The sequence below is a fragment of the Phytoactinopolyspora alkaliphila genome (genome assembly GCF_010550695.1).
In the GTDB taxonomy this organism is placed as follows: domain Bacteria; phylum Actinomycetota; class Actinomycetes; order Jiangellales; family Jiangellaceae; genus Phytoactinopolyspora; species Phytoactinopolyspora alkaliphila.
In genome coordinates this window covers 289,661-309,574 of the sequence record NZ_JAAGOB010000001.1, presented here as the reverse complement: position 1 = coordinate 309,574, position 19,914 = coordinate 289,661, and the positions used below count along the sequence as shown (strand labels likewise).

The 19,914-nt window shown below is 68.0% G+C and carries 18 protein-coding genes and 1 pseudogene; 11 read left to right on the top strand and 8 right to left on the bottom strand.

Annotated features, from left to right (window positions below):
- Positions 1–109: 109 nt before the first annotated feature.
- From sufC to G1H11_RS01260, 4 genes are read right to left on the bottom strand one after another with little or no spacing between them, the layout of a single operon-like run.
- Complete coding sequence (sufC, locus tag G1H11_RS01275; protein ID WP_163815278.1) at positions 110–868, bottom strand: Fe-S cluster assembly ATPase SufC; 759 nt, start codon at positions 866–868, stop codon at positions 110–112.
- 46 nt (positions 869–914) lie between these two features.
- Positions 915–2,135, bottom strand: a complete 1,221-nt coding sequence (gene sufD / locus G1H11_RS01270) for a Fe-S cluster assembly protein SufD (protein ID WP_163815276.1) — start codon at positions 2,133–2,135, stop codon at positions 915–917.
- 54 nt (positions 2,136–2,189) lie between these two features.
- The gene (sufB, locus tag G1H11_RS01265; protein ID WP_163815274.1) at positions 2,190–3,602 is read right to left on the bottom strand and encodes a Fe-S cluster assembly protein SufB; all 1,413 of its coding nucleotides are present in this window, start codon (positions 3,600–3,602) and stop codon (positions 2,190–2,192) included.
- A gap of 1 nt (position 3,603) precedes the next feature.
- Positions 3,604–4,332, bottom strand: coding sequence for a helix-turn-helix transcriptional regulator (locus G1H11_RS01260; protein WP_163815895.1), 729 nt, complete (start codon positions 4,330–4,332; stop codon positions 3,604–3,606).
- 169 nt (positions 4,333–4,501) lie between these two features.
- Here G1H11_RS01260 and G1H11_RS01255 point away from each other — a divergent pair, with 169 nt between their 5' ends.
- The 6 genes from G1H11_RS01255 to G1H11_RS01230 all read left to right on the top strand — a co-directional run bounded on the left by G1H11_RS01255 (position 4,502) and on the right by G1H11_RS01230 (position 9,341).
- Positions 4,502–5,197 (top strand): DUF3137 domain-containing protein, encoded by a 696-nt coding sequence (locus G1H11_RS01255; protein ID WP_163815272.1) that lies wholly within the window; start codon positions 4,502–4,504, stop codon positions 5,195–5,197.
- 76 nt (positions 5,198–5,273) lie between these two features.
- Entirely contained in the window at positions 5,274–6,197 is a 924-nt protein-coding gene (locus G1H11_RS01250; protein ID WP_163815270.1) for an ATP-binding cassette domain-containing protein, read from the top strand.
- Entirely contained in the window at positions 6,194–6,952 is a 759-nt protein-coding gene (locus G1H11_RS01245) for an ABC transporter permease (protein ID WP_163815268.1), read from the top strand. Before G1H11_RS01250 ends, G1H11_RS01245 begins: the two co-directional genes overlap by 4 nt.
- Before the next feature lie 37 nt (positions 6,953–6,989).
- Positions 6,990–7,976, top strand: a complete 987-nt coding sequence (locus G1H11_RS01240) for a COX15/CtaA family protein (RefSeq protein WP_163815266.1) — start codon at positions 6,990–6,992, stop codon at positions 7,974–7,976.
- 9 nt (positions 7,977–7,985) lie between these two features.
- Positions 7,986–8,978 carry an aldo/keto reductase gene (locus G1H11_RS01235; protein WP_163815264.1) on the top strand — a complete coding sequence of 331 codons (993 nt, stop codon included), beginning with the start codon at positions 7,986–7,988 and terminating at the stop codon, positions 8,976–8,978.
- 144 nt (positions 8,979–9,122) lie between these two features.
- Positions 9,123–9,341 (top strand): DUF6458 family protein, encoded by a 219-nt coding sequence (locus G1H11_RS01230; protein WP_163815262.1) that lies wholly within the window; start codon positions 9,123–9,125, stop codon positions 9,339–9,341.
- Positions 9,342–9,434: 93 nt separating this feature from the next.
- On the opposite strand, the gene G1H11_RS01225 is transcribed toward G1H11_RS01230, so the two are convergent.
- Both G1H11_RS01225 and G1H11_RS01220 read right to left on the bottom strand, forming a co-directional pair.
- Entirely contained in the window at positions 9,435–10,124 is a 690-nt protein-coding gene (locus tag G1H11_RS01225; RefSeq protein WP_163815259.1) for a response regulator, read from the bottom strand.
- A pseudogene (locus G1H11_RS01220) lies at positions 10,121–10,858 on the bottom strand (sensor histidine kinase); the annotation flags it as partial. The gene G1H11_RS01225 and the pseudogene G1H11_RS01220, both read right to left, overlap by 4 nt.
- Before the next feature lie 244 nt (positions 10,859–11,102).
- On the opposite strand from G1H11_RS01220, the gene G1H11_RS01215 reads away from it, so the two are divergent.
- From G1H11_RS01215 to G1H11_RS01205, 3 genes are read left to right on the top strand one after another with little or no spacing between them, the layout of a single operon-like run.
- A complete protein-coding gene (locus tag G1H11_RS01215) occupies positions 11,103–12,488 on the top strand; it encodes an FAD-binding oxidoreductase (RefSeq protein ID WP_163815255.1) in 1,386 nt (461 codons plus the stop codon).
- Positions 12,485–13,447 carry an ATP-binding cassette domain-containing protein gene (locus G1H11_RS01210; protein WP_163815253.1) on the top strand — a complete coding sequence of 321 codons (963 nt, stop codon included), beginning with the start codon at positions 12,485–12,487 and terminating at the stop codon, positions 13,445–13,447. The genes G1H11_RS01215 and G1H11_RS01210 overlap by 4 nt, the downstream gene beginning before the upstream one ends.
- A complete protein-coding gene (locus G1H11_RS01205) occupies positions 13,444–14,271 on the top strand; it encodes an ABC transporter permease (protein WP_163815252.1) in 828 nt (275 codons plus the stop codon). The genes G1H11_RS01210 and G1H11_RS01205 overlap by 4 nt, the downstream gene beginning before the upstream one ends.
- 73 nt (positions 14,272–14,344) lie before the next feature.
- Here the strand turns inward: G1H11_RS01205 and G1H11_RS01200 are convergent, their stop codons facing one another.
- Together G1H11_RS01200 and G1H11_RS01195 are read right to left on the bottom strand one after the other, a co-directional pair.
- A complete protein-coding gene (locus G1H11_RS01200) occupies positions 14,345–15,304 on the bottom strand; it encodes a MerR family transcriptional regulator (protein WP_163815250.1) in 960 nt (319 codons plus the stop codon).
- Positions 15,305–15,412: 108 nt separating this feature from the next.
- Positions 15,413–16,363, bottom strand: coding sequence for a heme o synthase (locus G1H11_RS01195; protein WP_163815248.1), 951 nt, complete (start codon positions 16,361–16,363; stop codon positions 15,413–15,415).
- 240 nt (positions 16,364–16,603) lie between these two features.
- Here G1H11_RS01195 and tkt point away from each other — a divergent pair, with 240 nt between their 5' ends.
- On the top strand, positions 16,604–18,685 hold the full coding sequence (tkt, locus tag G1H11_RS01190) for a transketolase (protein WP_174257323.1): 2,082 nt from the start codon (positions 16,604–16,606) through the stop codon (positions 18,683–18,685).
- A 63-nt stretch (positions 18,686–18,748) separates the two neighbouring features.
- Complete coding sequence (gene tal / locus G1H11_RS01185; protein WP_163815244.1) at positions 18,749–19,864, top strand: transaldolase; 1,116 nt, start codon at positions 18,749–18,751, stop codon at positions 19,862–19,864.
- Positions 19,865–19,914 lie beyond the last annotated feature (50 nt).

Sequence of the window (19,914 nt, the reverse complement as noted above, 5' to 3'; positions counted from 1 at the left end):
ACACCTGAATGATCATGTAAACCATGTTTTCTCGTGCTTCACCATGCCTGCAGGCCTGGTATCGCACGAGAAAACATAGTTAACATGATCATTTGGGGAATGGTTCTGGTTAGGCAGAGGCGCCGACGTAGTCGACGTACCCCTTCTCTTCCAGCTTCTCGGCCAGCTCGGCGCCGCCTTCTTCGGCGATCTTGCCGCCCACGAACACGTGCACGTGGTCCGGCTTGATGTAGCGCAGAATCCGGGTGTAGTGCGTGATCAAGAGCACGCCCTTGTCACCGTTGGCGCTGAACCGGTTGACGCCGTCGGAGACGATGCGCAGCGCATCGATGTCCAGGCCGGAGTCGGTCTCGTCCAGCACGGCGAACTTCGGCTGGAGCAGCTCCAGCTGAAGGATCTCGTGCCGCTTCTTCTCACCGCCGGAGAACCCGGTGTTGAGGTCGCGCTCGGCGAACTCCGGGTCGATGCGCAGATCGGCCATCGCCTGCTTGACGTCCTTCACCCACGTCCGCAGCTTCGGCGCCTCGCCGTCGATAGCGGTCTTGGCGGTCCGCAGGAAGTTGGACACCGAGACGCCCGGCACCTCGACCGGGTACTGCATGGCGAGGAACAGCCCGACTCGAGCCCGCTCGTCCACGCTCATGTCCAGGAGGTCCTCGCCGTCGAGCGTGACGGTGCCCGATGTGACGGTGTACTTCGGGTGCCCGGACAAGGCGTAGGCCAGAGTGGACTTGCCGGAGCCGTTGGGACCCATGATCGCGTGGGTCTCGCCGCTGCTCACGGTCAGGTTGACGCCGTGCAGGATCTGCACCGGACCGTTGTCCGCCTCCACGGAGACGTGCAGGTCCCGGATCTCAAGAGTGCTCATCGCTTGCTCATGCCTCACTTCGACTGTGTATACGTAAAGGTGGTGATCAGGCGCCGTCGTCAGCGGTCATCGCCTCGACCACGGCCAGCTCCCGCTCGACCGTCGTCATCAGGCGTTCAGTGATCTCCGGAACACCGATCCGATTGATCAGCGAGGCGAAGAAGCCGCGTACGACGAGCTTGCGTGCGATGTCGGCGGGGATGCCGCGGGCCTGCAGGTAGAACAGCTGCTCGTCGTCGAACCGGCCGGTGGCGCTGGCGTGCCCGGCGCCCTCGATCTCGCCGGTCTCGATCTCCAGGTTCGGCACCGAGTCGGCGCGCGCGCCGTCGGTGAGCACCAGATTGCGGTTGAGCTCGTAGGTGTTGATCCCGAGGGCTTCCTTGCGGATCAGCACGTCGCCGATCCAGACCGCGTGCGCTTTCTTGCCCTGCAGCGCGCCCTTGTACTCGACATCGCTGGTGGCGTTGGGGGTGTTGTGGTCGACGACGAGCCGGTTCTCGATGTGCTGACCGGCGTCGACGTAGTACAGGCCGAGCAGCGTTGCACTGCCACCTGGCCCGGCATAGTTCAGGGTGGTACCGGTGCGCACGAGATCGCCGCCGAACGTGATCACGGCATGCTTGACCGTGGCGTCCCGACCGACGTGCACGTGGTGGTGCGCGAGGTGCACGGCGTCGTCGGCCCAGTCCTGAACGGCGACAACGGTCAGCTCTGCTCCGTCCTCGGCCACGACCTCGACGTTCTCGACGAACGACGACGAGCCGTCGTACTCGATGACCACGACGGACTTACTGTGCCGTCCCGCCGTCACCACGAGATGCGCGGCGGCGCCACGCTCCGCCGACGTTCCGGTCAGCCGGATCACGACCGGCTGCTCGATCACCTCGTCGCGCGGGATGTCCACGGCGAAGATCTTCTCGGCCGACGCCCAGGCACGAGCGCTGGGTCGGTCCACCGGAACATACGTGGAGGTGCCCTTGCGGGTGTCGTCCGCGCCGATGCTGGCCGCAGTGACCCGCGGATCCGCGTCGACCTGGACGGTGTAGTCGCTGCCGTCGAGAGGTGCGTCGTCGTGCAGGCCACGCAGGCGGTTCATCGGCGTGAACCGCCAGTCCTCCTCCCGGCCCCGCGGGACCGGGTGAGCCTCGACGTCGAACGAGGCGAATCTGTCCAGCGCGCCCTTGGTGCGGCCGTCCGGCTCCGTGCCGGCGCCGTGCGAGTGGGCGGCCAGGCCGTGCTGAGCCGGCGTATCGGTGGCGGTGCTCATCTGCTCCTCGGGTTCATCTCGAATGTGCTCGAACGAAGGATCGGCGCGGGTAGGTCAGCCGACCGCGCCTTCCATCTGCAGCTCGATCAGCCGGTTCAACTCGAGGGCGTACTCCATCGGCAGCTCGCGAGCGATCGGCTCGATGAACCCGCGGACGATCATGGCCATCGCCTCGTCCTCCGGGATCCCGCGGCTGGTCAGGTAGAACAGCTGCTCTTCACTGACCTTGGACACGGTGGCCTCGTGGCCCATCGACACGTCGTCGTTGCGGATGTCCACGTACGGATACGTGTCCGACCGCGAGATGGAGTCGACCAGGAGCGCGTCACACAGCACCGTGCTGGCGCTGGTGGTGGCGCGCGGCATGACCTGGACAAGGCCGCGGTACGAGGTCCGGCCGCCGCCACGGGCCACCGACTTGGAGACGATGGAGCTGGACGTGTGCGGAGCCATGTGAACCATCTTCGCGCCCGAGTCCTGGTGCTGGCCCTCGCCTGCGAACGCCAGGGAGAGGGTCTCGCCCTTGGCGTGCTCGCCCATCAGGTAGATGGCTGGGTACTTCATGGTGATCTTCGAGCCGATGTTGCCGTCGACCCACTCCATGGTGGCGCCTTCGGCCGCCGTGGCCCGCTTCGTCACCAGGTTGTACACGTTGTTGGACCAGTTCTGGATGGTGGTGTACCGGGCGCGTGCACCCTTCTTCACCACGATCTCGACAACGGCGCTGTGCAGCGAGTCCGACGTGTAGATCGGCGCGGTGCAGCCCTCGACGTAGTGGACGTAGGCATCCTCGTCGACGATGATCAGCGTCCGCTCGAACTGGCCCATGTTCTCGGTGTTGATGCGGAAGTAGGCCTGCAGCGGGATGTCGACATGCACACCCTTCGGCACGTAGATGAAGCTTCCGCCCGACCAGACGGCCGTGTTCAGCGCGGAAAACTTGTTATCCCCGGCCGGGATCACCGAGGCGAAGTACTCCTTGAACAGCTCGGGGTACTCGCGCAGCGCGGTGTCGGTGTCGAGGAAGATGACACCCTGCTTCTCCAGGTCCTCCTGGATCTGGTGGTACACGACCTCGGACTCGTACTGCGCCGCGACACCGGAGACCAAGCGCTGCTTCTCCGCCTCCGGGATGCCGAGCTTGTCGTAGGTGTTCTTGATGTCGTCCGGCAGGTCCTCCCACGACGCGGCCTGCTTCTCGGTGGACCGGACGAAGTACTTGATGTTCTCGAAGTCGATGGTGGAAAGGTCCGCGCCCCAGCTGGGCATCGGCTTCTTCTCGAACAGCTTCAGGGCCTTGAGGCGGATGTCGAGCATCCACTCCGGCTCGTTCTTCAGCGCAGAGATCTCCCGGACGACGTTCTCGTTCAGACCGCGCTTCGCGGTGGCACCGGCGACGTCGGAGTCGGCCCAGCCGTACTCGTAACGCCCCAGACCCTCAAGTTCCGGGTGAGCTGTAGTGGTCATATCAAGAGATCCTCTCCGCAGAGTCTTCCGTGTGCGGCCCCGGTTCTCCGGTGCTTCGGGGCACGTGTGTGGTGCAGACGTCGTCGCCGTGGGCGATCGTCGCGATCCGCTGGACGTGGGTGCCCAGCAGCCGCGCGAATACCTCGGTCTCGGCCTCGCACAGTTGTGGAAACTGCTCGGCGACGTGCGCCACCGGGCAGTGGTGCTGGCACAGCTGATCACCGTCGGTGACCGGCGATTGCGCCGCCGAAGCGGCGTACCCGTCACCGGTCAGCGCGGCGGCGAGCGCAGCAGTGCGCTCACCTGGTGCCGCAGCTTCGACGAGGGGACGATACCGCTTCTCCAGGTCGGCGACGCGCTGCCGGGCGAACGCCGTGACCAGTTCGTCTCCCCCGGTGTCGGCGAGAAACTGCAGCGCTCCGACGGCGAGATCGTCATACGCCTGCTCGAACTCGTCCCGGCCCGCGTCGGTCAGCACGAACACCTTGGCCGGCCGGCCACGCCCGCGCTGTCCGTAGACACGTTCCTCACGAGCCTCGATCACGCCGTCGGCCAAGAGCGCATCCAGATGCCGGCGGATGGCGGCCGGGGTGAGGCCGAGCCGGTCGCCGAGCTTCGCCGCTGTGGACGGGCCGTTCTCCAGGATGGCCCGGGCGACTCGTTCACGCGTACGCGCATGCGAATCCTGCACGGCGGAGTGGTCCTCCGCCGCCGCAGATCCTGCATGCATGTATTTCACAACACCATCGTGCTCTTTTTCCGGGCGCGAGACAAATCCCTGCCCGCAGACCACGTCGTGGCATCGATCACGCAGGCGAGGCTTGCCTAACGGTATTGCGGTAGGCTCGCGCGCCGGGTCCTGGGCCACTGATCCGGCCCGAACCGGATGGAGGACGCACATGGAGAGCATGGTCGCCTTGCTGATCGCCGGAGGGCTCGCCGTCGCGATCACCGTTGGTATCGCGGCGCACGGGGCGAACAAGCGCCGCACGGAGGACCTGCAGGCGCTCGCGGCCGAACACGGCTGGGAGTGGGACGAGCGCCAGGACGGGCTCGCCGGACGCTGGCACGGCGCGCCGTTTCGGGGCCATTGGAAGCGCGCGAAGGCCCGCAGTGCCATCTCGGGAACACATCGGCGGCGTCCGTTCGTGGCGTTCGAGTACTCGTATACGACCACCACCAGCACCGGCCAGACCACGAGCACCACCACTCATCGGTATGGCGTCTGGGTGATCACCCTGCCTGCCGCGTTGCCCGCCATTTCCCTGGGCGCCGAGGGCGTGCTGGGCGGCCGGCTGGCCCGGACCTTCGGATTCGGCGGCGTCGAGATCGGCGACCCTGAGTTCGAGACGCGGTTCAAGGTGAAGAGCGACGACCACGACTACGCGTTCCGCGTGCTGCATCCCGACATGGTCCGTATGCTGATGGACACCGGCACATGGGCATGGCGCATCGACGGTGATGCCATGATCTCCTACGTCAAAGGACGATTGGAGGCCGAAGCCCTCGTCCCCCGTCTCGAATTGATGCACCACGTGATCGACCAGATCCCGCGTGACGTGTGGGACGTGTACGGCAGGCCTGGTCCCTCATGACCACCGCGCGGTGACCGCGCCGAACTCTGGCATGGGTGGAGGCGTACGGCGAGAACACGCGTGCGAGACTCGCCGTGTGAGTTCTTCCCCCGCCGTGGAGATCGACGGCCTGGTCAAGCGGTACGGAGGCCGCACCGCCGTGGCAGGGCTCTCCCTCGTCGTGTCGCCGGGCGCCATCACCGCTGTCCTGGGGCCCAACGGCGCCGGCAAGACCACCACCGTCGAATGCTGCGAGGGATACCGGCGCCCGGACGGAGGAAGCGTTCGGGTCCTCGGTCTGGATCCGCACCGCGACGCTAGGGAGCTGCGCCCGCGGGTGGGCGTGATGCTGCAAGAAGGGGCGGGCCTGTATCCGGGAGCACGCCCACGTGAGCTGCTCACCCACCTGGCCCGGATGTACGCACATCCCCTGGAGACGGGTCAGCTGATCGAATGGCTCGGCCTGCACGATGCCGAGCGCACCCCGGTCCGGCGCCTGTCCGGTGGGGAGAGGCAGCGGCTTGCCCTCGCGTGCGCCTTGGTCGGCCGCCCGGAGCTCGTCTTTCTCGACGAGCCCACCTCCGGAGTGGATCCCGCCATGCGGCGCTCCATCTGGGACCTGCTGTCGCAGTTGCGCGCCGACGGCGTCACCGTCGTGCTCACCACTCACCTGATCGACGAGGCCGAGAGAATCGCGGACCAGGTCGCGATCATCGACGACGGCCGGCTGGTGGCAACCGGCAGCCCGGCCGAGCTCACCAGCAGCGACGAGTCCACGGTCCAGTTCACCGGGCCGCCCCGGCTGAACCTGTCCACGCTTGGTGACGCCCTGCCACCGGACGCGGTGGTGCGGGAGACCGCGCCGGGACGGTATCTCGTCGCCGGTACCGTGAACCCGCAACTGCTGGCCACGGTCGCGTCGTGGTGCGCCGCGCACGACGTGCTGCCGGAGGAGCTGCAGATCGGGCGCCGCTCGCTCGAAGACGTCTTCCTCGAGCTCACCGGGAGGCGGCACGCATGACGTTCTCCCCGGCGCCCGGCGCAGCTCCCGTCACCCGCATGCTGCTCGCCCAGACCGCGTTCGAAACCCGGCTGCTGCTGCGCAACGGCGAGCAGCTACTCCTCACCGCTGTCATTCCCGCCCTCCTCCTCGGCTTGCTCGCGGCGGTTCCAGTCTTCGACACCGACGGCTACGATCGCGTCGACTTCCTGGTTCCGGGCATCCTCGCCCTCGCCGTCATGTCCACCGCGTTCACCTCACTGGCAATCGCCACGGGATACGAGCGCCGCTACGGGGTGCTCAAGCGGCTGGCCGCCGCTCCGCTCCCCCGCTGGTCGTTGCTGCTGTCCAAGGCGCTGACCATGCTCGTGATCGAAGCGCTGCAGGTGCTGCTGGTGGGCGGGCTGGGCATGGCGCTCGGCTGGCGACCCCACGGGTCGGTGTTCGCGGTGGTGATCCTCGTCGTCGCCGGGACCCTCGCATTCGCCGGGCTCGGCCTGCTGATGGCCGGCACGCTACGTGCCGAGGCCACGCTGGCGGCCGCCAACCTGGTCTATCTGCTGCTCCTGGTGCTGGGCGGCGCCGTCATACCTCTGTCGCAGTTTCCCGACGGCCTCCAGCCCGTGCTGGCGGCGACGCCCACTGGCGCGCTCGCGGAGGGCCTGCGGGCGGTGCTGGCCGACGGCGCCGGGGTGCCGTGGGCTGCGGTGGGAGTGCTGGCAGCCTGGGCCGCTGCCGGCATGGCCGCGGCCGCTCGATGGTTCCGCTGGGAGTGACGGCGTAGCGCCCGGGGCTGCGCCGTACGATATTCGGGTGACGACGACCGACCGCCCCACCGCTATGCCACCGCGGACGGCGCGGTTCGGTCTCCAGCGGCTGCCCCTTCCCTCGGAGGGTGCGATCCGGAAGCTCGCCTACGCCTCGCTCGTCACCCAGTCGGGGATCATCGTCACCGGCGGAGCGGTACGGCTGACCGACTCCGGTTTGGGCTGCCCGGACTGGCCTCATTGCATCGAAGGTTCTCTGACTGCCACACCGGAGATGGGCCTCCACGGAACAATCGAGTTCGGCAATCGGCTGTTGACCTTCGTCCTCGGCGCCGTGGCCTTGGCCATGCTCCTCGCCGTGATCCGGACATTCACGTCCGCACGGCCGCGCAGGGATCTCCTGGTTCCGTCGGTCTTCCTGCTGGCGGTCATCCCCGCTCAGGCGTTCGTCGGCGGCATCACCGTATGGACGGACCTCAATCCCTGGGTGGTGATGTTCCACTTCCTTGTCTCCGCCGTCCTCGTGGGCGTGGCCACCGTCCTGGTCCGGCGAGCCCAGCGGCCGCTGGGCGCGTTGCCGCCACGGGTGGGCAATGCCTGGCTCGAGCGGCTCGGGCTCCTCACCTTGGTGGCCACGGCCGTCGCCGTCTACCTCGGCACCGTCGTCACCGGCAGCGGGCCGCACGCGGGCGACCCGGACGCCAAGCGGACCGGGCTCGACGTCGCCGTCGTCACCCAGATCCACGCCGACGCGGTCCTGATCCTGATGGGTCTCACCCTCGGCCTCTACTTCGCGGCGCGAGCCGCCGGCTCGCCCGGCCGCAGCGCTCAGGCCGCGCTCGTGCTGTTCGTGGTGGAACTCGGGCAGGGCCTGATCGGCGTCGTCCAGTACCGGCTGGAGCTGCCCGAGCTGCTCGTCGGTCTGCACATGGTCGGTGCCGCACTGATGATCATGGCGGCCGTCGACGCGTGGTACGCCACCCGCTGGAATACTCCGACGACGCCGGATCGGACGCCCACACCTCGCCCGTGACAGGAGATCATGATCTACACCCCCGACACCGGTCGTTACGGCCACATGGAGTACAGGCGCGTGGGTGACAGCGGGCTGCGCTTGCCCGCTCTCTCGCTCGGCCTGTGGCACAACTTCGGCGACGACCGCCCGCTCGACGCCCAGCGCGACATCGTGCGCCGTGCGTTCGATCTGGGCATCACCCACTTCGATCTGGCCAATAACTACGGACCTCCGTACGGCGCGGCAGAGACCAACTTCGGCCGGATATACGAGCAGGATCTCCGGCCGTACCGGGACGAGATCCTCATCTCGTCAAAAGCCGGCTACGACATGTGGCCGGGCCCGTACGGAGACGGAGGCTCCCGGAAATACCTTCTGGCCTCACTGGACCAGAGCCTCGCCCGCTTGGGCGTCGACTACGTCGACATCTTCTACTCCCACCGTCCGGATCCGGAGACACCGATCGCCGAGACGATGGGCGCGCTGGCAACTGCCGTCCAGCAAGGCAAAGCGCTCTACGCCGGGATCTCGAACTATTCCCCCGAACAGAGCACCGAAGCCGCCCGCACGCTCCAGGATTTGGGTGTCCCGCTCCTGATCCACCAGCCCAAGTACTCGATGCTCGATCGCCGCCTCGAGAGCGGGCTGGCGGACACGCTCGACGAGCTCGGCGTGGGCGCCATCGTCTTCAGCCCGCTGGCCCAGGGAATGCTGACCGACCGGTACCTGGACGGACATGTCCCCGCCGGCTCCAGAGCGGCCACCAGCCGCTTCCTCGACGCCGGTGCCATCAGCGAGGAGTACCTGCGACAGGCGCGGGCGCTCGCCGAGATCGCCTCGAGCCGGCATCAGACGCTGGCTCAACTCGCCCTGGCGTGGGTGTTGCGGCGGCCCACCGTGTCCTCCGCGATCGTCGGAGCCAGCTCGGTGGCTCAGCTGGAACAGAATCATGCGGCCCTGCGCCGGCTGGACTTCTCCCCTGACGAGCTCGCGGCCATCGACAGCCTCGCGCCACGTTGATCCGGGCGTCGTCGCCCGGTCCCCGCCCGGTGACCTTCCGGCACGGCGTCCCGTAGGCCGGACCACGCGGTTTGTTCTCATCGAGCCGGGGTAAGAGCGGCGTTGACCGTGATCAAGACACGGCAACTACTGGGAGGAATCGACATGGGCATCGGTCTTGGCATCTTTCTCGTCGCGGTGGGATTGATTCTGTCGCTCGGGGTCCGCGACCGCCTCTCCGACTTCGACCTCAGCATGATCGGCTGGATCCTCACCGGCGTAGGTGCGCTAGGCATCATCTTGACCATGATCGTCAGCTCCATGCGCAGCGGACGACGCACCGAGATCGTCGATCGCGACGACCGCCTGGACGGCCCCATCTGATCCGGGGCACGATCCGGTCCGTGACGTGCGCAGTTGCCGAAACCTGCCACGCTGGACTCGAATCAGGGCCGCCGGCCGGGACGGTCCAGCCCATCACTGTGCCGGGCTGGATCTCCCGGCACGGGGTTCGACCAGTCCGGACTCATAGGCGAAGACGACCAGCTGGGCGCGGTCGCGGGCGGCTAGCTTCGTCATCGCCCGGCTGACGTGCGTCTTCGCGGTCAGCGGACTAATGACCATGCATTCGGCGATCTCCTCGTTGCTCATGCCCCGGGCGACGAGCGCCACAACTTCGCGCTCCCGGTTGGTCAGCGCCTCCAGGCCGGCTGCGGTCCGCGCCGCCGGCGGCCGGGCCACGAACTCACTGATGAGCTTCCTGGTGATGGCCGGCGACAGCAGCGCGTCACCCCGTGCGGCCGAACGCACAGCACGCAGGAAGTCGGCCGGCTCGATGTCCTTGACGAGAAACCCGCTGGCACCTGCTCGCAGCGCCTCGAAGACGTACTCGTCGATGCCGTAGTTCGTCAGGATCACCACGTGGACTCCACCCAGCGCTGGGTCGCCGGCGATCTGCCGGGTGGCCTCCACGCCCGTCAGCACCGGCATCTGGATGTCGATCAGCGCGACATCCGGCCGGTGCTGACGTATCAGCGCCACACCATCCTCCCCGTTCGCCGCCTCCGCGACCACCACGAGGTCGTCCTCGGCGTCAAGCAGGGCCCGGAAGCCTCCTCTGATCAGCGGCTGGTCGTCCACCAGCACGATCCGCACCTGCTCCGTCACGGCGCGGCGCACAAGGGTAGTCTCGCCCGCACCCGGAATCCGCCCGCCGGCCGTGGCTCCGCGCACAACATCCCGCCCAGGGCATCCACCCGCTCCCGCATTCCGGCCAGCCCCACACCCGGTGAGGGCGGATTCTCGACCGCGGCCGAGCCGTCGTCGTCCACCTGCACGATCAGCTCGTCGTCGCCATAGCCCACCAGCACTGACGCCGACGCGGGCCCCGCATGCCGGGCCACGTTGGTCAGCGCCTCCTGAATGATCCGGTACGCGGCGAGATCGACATCGGCGGGCAGCCTGCGGCCGTCCCCCGTGACGGTGACATCCACCGGTACACCGGCCGAGCGGGCTCGTTCGACCAGCTCATCGAGGCGCCGCAACGTGCTCGTCGACTCGTCGTCACTCCTGAGCACGTCAAGCGTGGCGCGCAATTCCCGCACCGCCTCCCGGCTGGCTTCCTGAATGGCCACGAGCGCCTCTGGGACATGTTCACCGCGCTTGTTCGCCAGGTGAACGGCGACACCGGCCTGGACCTTGATGATGGAGATGTTGTGGGTGAGAGAGTCGTGCAGCTCGCGGGCGATCCGCAGCCGCTCCTCGCCGGCCCGCCGCATCGCGGCCTCGTCTCTGGTCCGCTCGGCTTCGGCGGCACGCTCTTCGACCTCACGCACGTAGGCGCGCCACTGGGCATAGGCCGCGGCCATCCCGATCGCGGACAACGCCCAGCCGGTCACGAGGAAGGCCTTGACACCGCGCTGAACACCCATGGCAGACAGCGTAAACGCCAGCGACTCATCAAGGCCTCCTCCCCGTGGAGACAGTCCTTGCTACGTCCCAGGGAGTAGTACGTCCGGCCGCTGCTCCCGCGTCAGTACGTCGGAATGCCTCCTCACGTGCGACGACGCAGAGCGCTTCCAGCCGGCACCATCGAGAACCACGGCGCTGGACCACAAGGCGCCGAACCTTCAGGAGGCACTAGACATGAGCTTGTCCACGACCGCCCGAGCCGCCGACACGCTGCGCGCCGGGTTCCACGGACCGGTACACGTGCCCGGAGACGACCGGTATGACGCGGAACGGATCTCCTGGCATCGCACCGTCGATCCCTATCCCGCAGTCGTCGCCGAGGCCACCACCGCCGACGACATCCAGCGTGCCGTCGTGACCGCCCGGGAACACGGATTGCCGTTCGCCGTCCAGTCCACCGGGCACGGAACCTACGTCCCCGCCGATGGAGGGCTGCTGCTGAAGACGGCGCGCATGAACTCCGTGGAGGTGGACCCGGCCGGTCGCACCGCCGTCACGGGCCCCGGCGCGCGCTGGTCCGACGTCGTCGCCGCAGCGGCGCCGTTCGGTCTGGCGCCGTTGTCTGGGACGCTCTCCGTCGGCGTGACCGGGTACACCTTGGGTGGCGGCGCCGGATTCCTCTCCCGCACGCACGGTTTCGCCGCCGACGCACTGGTAGGGGCCGAGCTCGTCACCAGTGACGGCCGGGTCGTCCAGGTGAGCGCGCGAGAACACCCGGACCTCCACTGGGCGCTGCGCGGAGGGAGCGGAAACTTCGGCGTGGTGACGTCCCTGGAGTTCCGTCTCTTCCCGGTGAGCCAGGTGCTCGCCGGCATGGCCTTCGTCGACGCCGAACGCGCGGCCCACGTGCTGGCGTACTACCGGGACTGGGCGCTGGACGAGCCGGTCGAACTCAGCACCGCGCTGATGGTGATGCGCATGCCCGACGCGCCACAGGTGCCCGAGCCGGTGCGGGGCCGCCCAGTTCTGGGGGTCCGCGCGTTCTGCCTCGCCGAGGCCCGCCGGGCTCGCAAGCACCTGTCGGCGCTGCTCGACGTGGCCGGGCCACCGTTGCTCGACGGCATGAGCGAGCTGGCCTTCGCCGAGGCGAGCGCCGCGCTGAGCGGACCGCCACACCCGCCTGCCGCGGTCGATCAGCGTTTCGAGCTGCTCGACGACCTGCCCGACACGGTCTTCTCCGCGATGGCCGGCACCGTGCACGCACCAGTGGCAGCGGTGGAGCTTCGCCACTGGGGTGGCGCCATGGCCCGGCCCAGCGGCGAACCGGGACCCGCCGGCCATCGTGACGCCCCCTTCTCCGTCATCGCCACGGCCATGGCGGGCGACGTCGACCAGCTTGCGGCCGGCAGCGCCGCACTCGACACCTTCATCTCCCAAGTGCGCCCGCACGCCACGGGCGGATCGTTCCTCAACTTCCTCGGTGATCCGGCACGAACGAGAAGCGCCTACACCGAGCAGAACTACCGCCGCCTGGCGGAACTGAAGCGCGACTGGGATCCGGCGAACGTCTTCCGCACCAACCACAACATCGCGCCCGCCACGGAAGGAGACCGGCGATGACGCTCGCCATCGAGACCGAGGGCCTGGTCAAGACGTTCGGCTCGACACGCGCCGTCGATGGCGTCGATCTGGCCGTGCGCCCCGGCCAGATCTATGGCGTCCTCGGACCGAACGGGGCCGGAAAGACCACGGTCATCCGGATTCTCGCCACACTGCTCCGGCCGGACGCGGGACGAGCGAGCGTGCTCGGCCGCGATGTCGTCCGCGACGCCGACGAGGTACGCCGCCGGATCAGCCTGACTGGCCAGTTCGCCTCACTGGACGAGGACCTCACCGGAGAGGAGAACCTGGTGATGTTCGGGCGGCTCCTGGATGCCCCGAAAGCCGAGGCGGCCGCACGCGCCAGGGAGCTGCTGGACGAGTTCGACCTCACCGACGCCGGCGCGTTGCGGGTGCGCACGTACTCCGGCGGTATGCGGCGGCGGCTCGACCTGGCGGCGAGCCTGATCGGGCGTCCCGGCGTCGTGTTTCTCGACGAGCCGACCACGGGGCTGGACCCCGGTAAGCGAGAGGAGCTGTGGCGCATGGTCAGGTCCATCGCCGACCGGGGCGACACCGTCCTGCTGACCACGCAGTACATGGAGGAAGCCGATGCCCTGGCCGACGAGATCTCGGTGATCGACCAAGGCCGGGTGATCGCCCGGGGGTCACCACCGGAGCTCAAGCGCCTGGTCGGCCGGCAGACCGTCGTCGTCCGCCCCAAGCAGTCGTCCCGGATCGCCGAGGTCGCCGCCATTCTGCGGGGCGTAGCGGGTCACGAACCGCGGACGGCGAGCCGAGAGGTCCTCACCGTCACTGTCGACGCTGACACACAGTTCACCGACGTCGTGCGTCACCTTGACCGAGCCGGGATCGAGTCCGCGGAGCTGTCGCTGCGCCTGCCCAGCCTCGACGAGGTCTTCCTCACGCTGGTCGGCCGGACCGCGGAGAACGGCACACAGGAAGGAGAAGCCGCATGATCGAGACATCGACGCACCACAGCACGGAGACCGCCGGCCGGCCGGCAGACCCATGGCGCAACGCCCGGCACAGTCTCATCCTGGCTCGCCGCAGCCTGGTCAAGACCCGGAGAAACCCCGGTGAACTCATCGACGCCCTCCTGCTGCCGGTCGTGTTCCTGCTGATGTTCGTCTACCTGTTCGGCGGGGCCGTCGCTGGTTCCACCAGCGAATACTTGCAGTACGTGTTCCCCGGCATCCTGATCATGACGACGGTGCTGGCCGGTCTGCTCGCGACCGGCCTCAATATCAGCATCGACATCAAGAAGGGCGTGTTCGACCGGTTCCGCAGCCTGCCGATCAGCCGATCCGCGCCGCTGATCGGCTCGGTGCTGGGCGACGCGGTCCGCTATGTCGTCGCCGTGGTCACCGTCTTCGCCGTCGCTTACGCGATGGGGTTCCGGGTGGAGACCAGCCTGGTCTCCGCGATCGGCGCGTCCGCCCTCGGAATCACGCTGGGGTTCTGCCTGAGCTGGCTCACCGTGCTCATCGGCGTGGCGATCCGGCAGGAGACGGTGGTGACCTCGGTCGCCTTTCTGGGCATATTCCCGCTGACCTTCGGCACCGACATGGTGGCGCCGAAGGAAACCATGCCCGGCTGGTTGCAGGCGTGGGTCGACGTGAATCCCATGACGCACGCGATGGAGGCCTCCCGTGGGCTGCTGCTCGGCGGCCCGGTCGCGGAGTCCGTGACCGCCACGCTGGTCTGGTCGGCCGGGTTCCTCGTGGTGTTCGGAGTGCTTGCCACCCACGTCTACCGGCGGCGCGCCACCGGACAACGCTGACGAGAAAGGGCTGAGGCCCGGACGCGACCAGAGCGAGACTGGCCTGTCCGGGCCGCGCAACCGAGCCGGCGCGTCACGTGATGCTGGCGCGGAGCGCCTCGGCGAACCACTCCATGTTCACGACCGCATTGGACTGCGGTCGCTGGGGCCATCCGTTCACCAGACCGACGAGCTCCCAGAATCGTTCCACCCGGCGATCGGAGAACATGGTGATCTGATCGGCCAGTTTCCGCCGGAATCCGGCGTCGTCGGCGACCAGGCCCGCGGCGGCGAACGCCGCGGCCAGCTCGTCCACCACGGCCCGAACCGATCCGGAGGCTGGGTCGACGCCCGCCGATCGCAACGGCTCCACGGCGGCGACGACACGCGCGAACAGCTCTTGCTGGCTGGCAGCAGAGCCGGCGCGCGTGTCCCCGGCGCTCCGGGCGTCGTGCGCGGCTCTTGCCATCTGCCTGACCCGGGCACGGTACTCCGGATCCAGCACCAGCTCAGCGAGCTCAATCCATGCCTCGACCTGCGCCGGGCTCGGGTCTTCGGGCAGATCCACCCGGACTGAGCGCGACATCGCGACGAACTGCGGATCGATGTCCAGCCCCTCGAAGGTCTCGTCGAAGTACTCATCGAGGATCCGCTGGCGTTCCTCTGCCGACAACCGCGCGAGCCTGTTCATCATCATCAATTCCTCCTCGCTGTCGATCCCCAGCTGAGCCACGGCTCGCAACACCGACCGCCGGGCGCTCAGGATGCGGATCTGCGCGTCGAGCGCTCCCGCATGGTGCGCGGCAAGTTCAGGCAGTGACGTGCTCTTCTCCAGCAACGCCCGGATCGATCCAAGGTCGAAGTCGAGGTCCCGCAACGTCCGCACCAGGTCGAGACGCGCGATCGTGGCGGCGTCGTAGAGGCGGTAGCCCGCCGGGGACCTTTCGGTGGACGGCACGAGACCGATGTCGGCGTAGTACCGGATGGTCTTGACCGGCAGCCCCGTGCGCTTCGACGCGTCACCGATGGTCAGCCACATGCCGTCCTCATTCACGCGATCCACCCTAAACCCTCCAGTCGCTGGAGACTCAAATCCCACTGGTCAGCGCGGTGCGAGCTGACCGTCAGGGGGCCAAAGCGCGTGGCAGGGAGCCTTGACGGCTCAGCCGAGGAGCAGCACGTCGGCCATGACCGCGACGAAGACGATGGTCAGGTACGTGATGGAGCCGTGGAACACGCGCATGGCCTTCAGGCCCGCACCACCGGGATCCTGGCGAGCACGGGCGTAGAGCCTGTGCGCCTCGAGCAGGAACCAGACGGCGCCGACGACGGCCCCGAGCGCGTAGATCCATCCGAGGCTCGCCACCGGCCACAGCACCACCGACGTGGCGACCATGGCCCACGAGTACGCGAGGATCTGCCCGGCCACGGTGCGTGCGGACGCTCGCACCGGCAGCATCGGGATGCCCGCCCGTTCGTAGTCCTCCCGATAGCGCATGGCCAGTGGCCAGTAGTGCGGCGGCGTCCAGAAGAATACGATGAGGAAGAGCAGCACCGGAGGCCAGCCGAGACTCCCGGTGACCGCCGACCAGCCGATCAGCGTGGGCAAACATCCCGCGACACCGCCCCACACGATGTTCTGAGTGGTCCGCCGCTTGAGCAACACCGTATAGACGAGGACGTAGAACAGGTTCGCCGCGGCGGTGAGGATGGCTGCGAGCGGATTGACCCACACCACCATCATGGTGACCGAGATCACCAGCAGGACAGACGCGAATGCGAAGCCAGCGGCGGGTGAGACCAGGGCGGTGGCCACCGGACGCCTGCGGGTGCGGTGCATCACGGCGTCGATGTCGCGTTCCAGCACCTGATTGAACGCGTGCGCGCTGCCCGCGGCAAGCGTCCCGCCACCCAGCGTCACCAGTGCCAGCCCGAGCGGAGGCAGCCCACGCTGGGCGAGCACCATGGCCGGCAAGGTGGTGACCAGGAGAAGCTCAACGACCCGGAGCTTCATCAGTGAAATGTACGCACCCACCACGTGGCGCCAGCCGGGTGGCCGGTCCAAGACACGTGGCGCCTCGGCGCGCTGGTGCTCCACGGCCGTCACAATCATCCTCAGTGTGGTAGGGCGTACAGGGCGATGCGGAATCATCCGCCACGAGTTGCCTGTTGAGTCTAACGGTGCAGTCATGTGAGTGACCGCACCGGGCGCGCCGTCGGGGGTCGACACTAGGCTCGGCATCATGACCCGTGAGGCGCACGCGGGACCTCGGTATCGCGCAGTGGCCGACATCCACGGCTGTAGTGAAGGGACAACACGCCAGTGAACACGACAGACGCCCACGCCGCAGGCATGGAGTGGTCCGAGCTCGACGACCGCGCGGTGGACACCGTCCGGCTTCTCGCCATGGACGCCGTCGAGAAGGCGGGCAACGGCCATCCCGGTACCGCGATGAGTCTCGCTCCAGTCGCCTACACGCTGTATCAGCGCGTGCTGCGGCACGACCCCTCCGATCCCCTGTGGCTGGGCCGGGACCGGTTCGTCCTCTCCGCCGGCCACAGCAGCCTCACGCAGTACATTCAGCTGTACCTGGCGGGATACCCGCTCTCGCTCGACGACCTCAAGTCGTTCCGGACCTGGGGCTCGCGGACACCGGGCCATCCGGAGTTCCACCACACCGAGGGCGTCGAGGTCACCACCGGCCCCTTGGGCTCGGGCTTCGGCTCAGCCGTCGGGCTCGCCTTCGCCGCACGCCGCGTGCGCGGCCTCCTCGATCCCGATGCCGCCCCGGGCGAGAGCGTCTTCGACCATCACATCTACGTCATCGCTTCCGACGGTGATCTCCAGGAGGGCGTCTCGAGCGAGGCCAGCTCGCTCGCCGGCACCCAGGAGCTCGGCAACCTCATCGTGATGTGGGACGACAACAAGATCTCCATCGAGGACGACACCAACATCGCCTTCACCGAGGACACAGTCGCCCGATACGAGGCGTACGGCTGGCACACACAGGTGGTCGACTTCACCGCTGGAGGCGAGTACCGCGAGGACCCGCAGGCGATCTTCGAGGCGCTGACCGCCGCACGCGAGGTGACAGACCGGCCGTCGTTCATCGCCGTGCGGACCACGATCGGATGGCCCGCACCGAACAAGCAGAACACCGGCGCCATCCACGGCTCTGCCCTGGGCGCGGAGGAGGTCGCCGCGACCAAACGGATCCTCGGCGCCGACCCGGACAAGACCTTCGACGTGTCCGATGACGTCATCGCCCACACACGGTCCGCGCTCGAGCGCGGCGAGAAGCTGCGTGCCGAGTGGGACGAGCGCTACACCGCCTGGCGGGAGGCGAACCCCGACCGCGCCGCCCTGCTGGACCGGCTCACCGACCATGCGTTGCCGGACGGCTGGACCGACGCGCTCCCCGAGTTCGAGCCGTCCAAGAAGGGCATCGCCACGCGCGCCGCGTCCGGCAAGGTACTCAATGCGATCGCGCCGGTGCTTCCGGAGCTCTGGGGCGGATCCGCCGACCTGGCCGGCTCCAACAACACCACCATCAACGGCGAGCCGAGCTTCCTGCCCGTGAAGCGCTCCAGCGAGATGTTCCCAGGTCACCCCTATGGGCGCACCCTGCACTTCGGTATCCGCGAGTTCGCGGCCGGCCTGATCGCCAACGGCATCGCCCTGAACGGCCTGACTCGTCCGTACGCGGCGACGTTCCTGGTCTTCAGCGACTACCAGCGAGCCGCCGTGCGGCTGGCGGCGCTGCAGCAGATTCCGGTGACCTTCGTGTGGACGCACGACTCGATCGGTCTCGGTGAGGACGGCCCCACGCACCAGCCCGTGGAGCACCTATCGGCGCTGCGGGCCATCCCGGGCCTCGACGTGGTGCGGCCCGCCGACGCCAACGAGACCGCCGTGGCTTGGCGCACCATCCTCGAGCACAACGACCGTCCGGCCGGCATCGCGCTGACCCGGCAGAACGTGCCCGTCTACGACCGGTCCAGGTACGGGTCGGCGGATCTTACCAGCAAGGGCGCGTACGTCTTCGCCGAGGCCGAGTCCGCCGGCCAGGCCGTGAAGCCCCAGGTTATTGTGATGGCGAGTGGTTCCGAGGTCCAGATTGCCGTCGAGGCCCGTGATGAGTTGCAGTCGGAGGGTATCCCCACCCGTGTGGTTTCCTTCCCCTCTCACGAATGGTTCGAAGCCCAGGACGACGAGTACAAGGCGTCGGTCCTTCCGCCCGATGTGAAGGCCCGGGTGTCGATCGAGGCGGGGGTGGCGATGAGCTGGTACCGCTATCTGGGTGACGCCGGGCGCGCGGTGAGTCTCGAGCACTTCGGCGCGTCGGCGGACTACAAGGTTCTGTTCCGGGAGTTCGGCCTCACGCCGGAGGCTGTCGTCGCCGCCGCCAGGGAATCCATCGACGCCACCCGCTGACCTGCGCGGCACGCTGAGACGTAGCGGCCGGGCGCAACAGATTCGATATTGGAGGCAGTACCGATGACCGCTGAGAACAGCCCACTGGCCAAACTGTCCGCTGAGGGTGTCGCCGTCTGGCTCGACGACCTCTCCCGAGACCGGCTCACCACGGGAAACCTGCAGGAGCTCGTGGACACCAGGGAGGTGGTGGGTGTCACGACCAACCCGTCGATCTTCCAGGCCGCGATCAGCAAGAGCAGCTTGTACGACGACGATCTGCGCAGACATGCCCGGCAAGGGTCGGACGCGGAAGCAGCCGTGCGCGACTTCACCAGCAACGACGTCCGCGCGGCGGCTGATCTGCTGGCCCCGGTGGTGGAACGCACCGGCGGACTCGACGGCCGGGTGTCCATCGAGGTCGACCCGCGGCTGGCACACGAGACAGACGCGACCACGGCACAGGCACGGGATCTATGGAGCCTCGTGGACCGGCCGAACATCTTCATCAAGATCCCGGCCACTCGGGCCGGGCTGCCCGCCATCACCTCGACCATCGCCGCGGGCATCAGCGTCAACGTCACGCTGATCTTCTCGATCGAGCGGTACCACGAGGTGATGGACGCCTACCAGACGGGCTTGGAGCAGCGCCTCGAAGCCGGTGAGTCGCTGGACGGCACCGCGTCGGTGGCCTCGTTCTTCGTCAGCCGGGTTGACGCCGAGGTGGACAAGCGTCTCGACTCCATCGGCACCGACGAGGCGCTCGCCTTGCGCGGGAAGGCGGCCGTGGCCAACGCGCGACTCGCGTACGCCGCGTACGAAGAAGTCATCGCCGCCGACCGCTGGCGACGGCTCGAGGCGGCGGGAGCCAAGCGGCAGCGGCCGCTGTGGGCGTCGACATCCACGAAGAACCCGTCGTATCCCGACACGATGTACGTCGATCAGCTCGTCGCACCCGATACGGTCAACACCATGCCCGAGTCGACGCTCGAAGCGGTGGCGGACCACGGAGTCGTCACCGGCGACACGATCCGGCCGAACCTGGACGACGCCCGGCAGACGTTCGCCGCGCTCGAGTCCGCCGGCGTCGACCTGGCAGACGTCAGCCGGACGCTCGAGGACGAAGGCGTCGAGAAGTTCGAGTCGAGCTGGAACGAGCTGCTGGAGTCGGTGGCGGGGAAGCTGGAGGCGGCGAAGTGACGAGTGAGCGAAGCGGCTGGCCGACGGAGGAGGTCGTCCGCGCAGCGAAC

Bases quoted from the DNA above. Each gene is read 5' to 3' on its own strand.
- sufC (WP_163815278.1), bottom strand. From the start codon at position 868: ATGAGCACTCTTGAGATCCGGGACCTGCACGTCTCCGTGGAGGCGGAC.
- G1H11_RS01205 (WP_163815252.1), top strand. From the start codon at position 13,444: ATGATCGAGACATCGACGCACCACAGCACGGAGACCGCCGGCCGGCCG.
- G1H11_RS01235 (WP_163815264.1), top strand. From the start codon at position 7,986: ATGATCTACACCCCCGACACCGGTCGTTACGGCCACATGGAGTACAGG.
- G1H11_RS01195 (WP_163815248.1), bottom strand. From the start codon at position 16,363: ATGATTGTGACGGCCGTGGAGCACCAGCGCGCCGAGGCGCCACGTGTC.
- G1H11_RS01230 (WP_163815262.1), top strand. From the start codon at position 9,123: ATGGGCATCGGTCTTGGCATCTTTCTCGTCGCGGTGGGATTGATTCTG.
- sufD (WP_163815276.1), bottom strand. From the start codon at position 2,135: ATGAGCACCGCCACCGATACGCCGGCTCAGCACGGCCTGGCCGCCCAC.
- G1H11_RS01210 (WP_163815253.1), top strand. From the start codon at position 12,485: ATGACGCTCGCCATCGAGACCGAGGGCCTGGTCAAGACGTTCGGCTCG.
- G1H11_RS01255 (WP_163815272.1), top strand. From the start codon at position 4,502: ATGGAGAGCATGGTCGCCTTGCTGATCGCCGGAGGGCTCGCCGTCGCG.
- sufB (WP_163815274.1), bottom strand. From the start codon at position 3,602: ATGACCACTACAGCTCACCCGGAACTTGAGGGTCTGGGGCGTTACGAG.
- tal (WP_163815244.1), top strand. From the start codon at position 18,749: ATGACCGCTGAGAACAGCCCACTGGCCAAACTGTCCGCTGAGGGTGTC.
- G1H11_RS01260 (WP_163815895.1), bottom strand. From the start codon at position 4,332: ATGCATGCAGGATCTGCGGCGGCGGAGGACCACTCCGCCGTGCAGGAT.
- G1H11_RS01245 (WP_163815268.1), top strand. From the start codon at position 6,194: ATGACGTTCTCCCCGGCGCCCGGCGCAGCTCCCGTCACCCGCATGCTG.
- tkt (WP_174257323.1), top strand. From the start codon at position 16,604: ATGGAGTGGTCCGAGCTCGACGACCGCGCGGTGGACACCGTCCGGCTT.
- G1H11_RS01215 (WP_163815255.1), top strand. From the start codon at position 11,103: ATGAGCTTGTCCACGACCGCCCGAGCCGCCGACACGCTGCGCGCCGGG.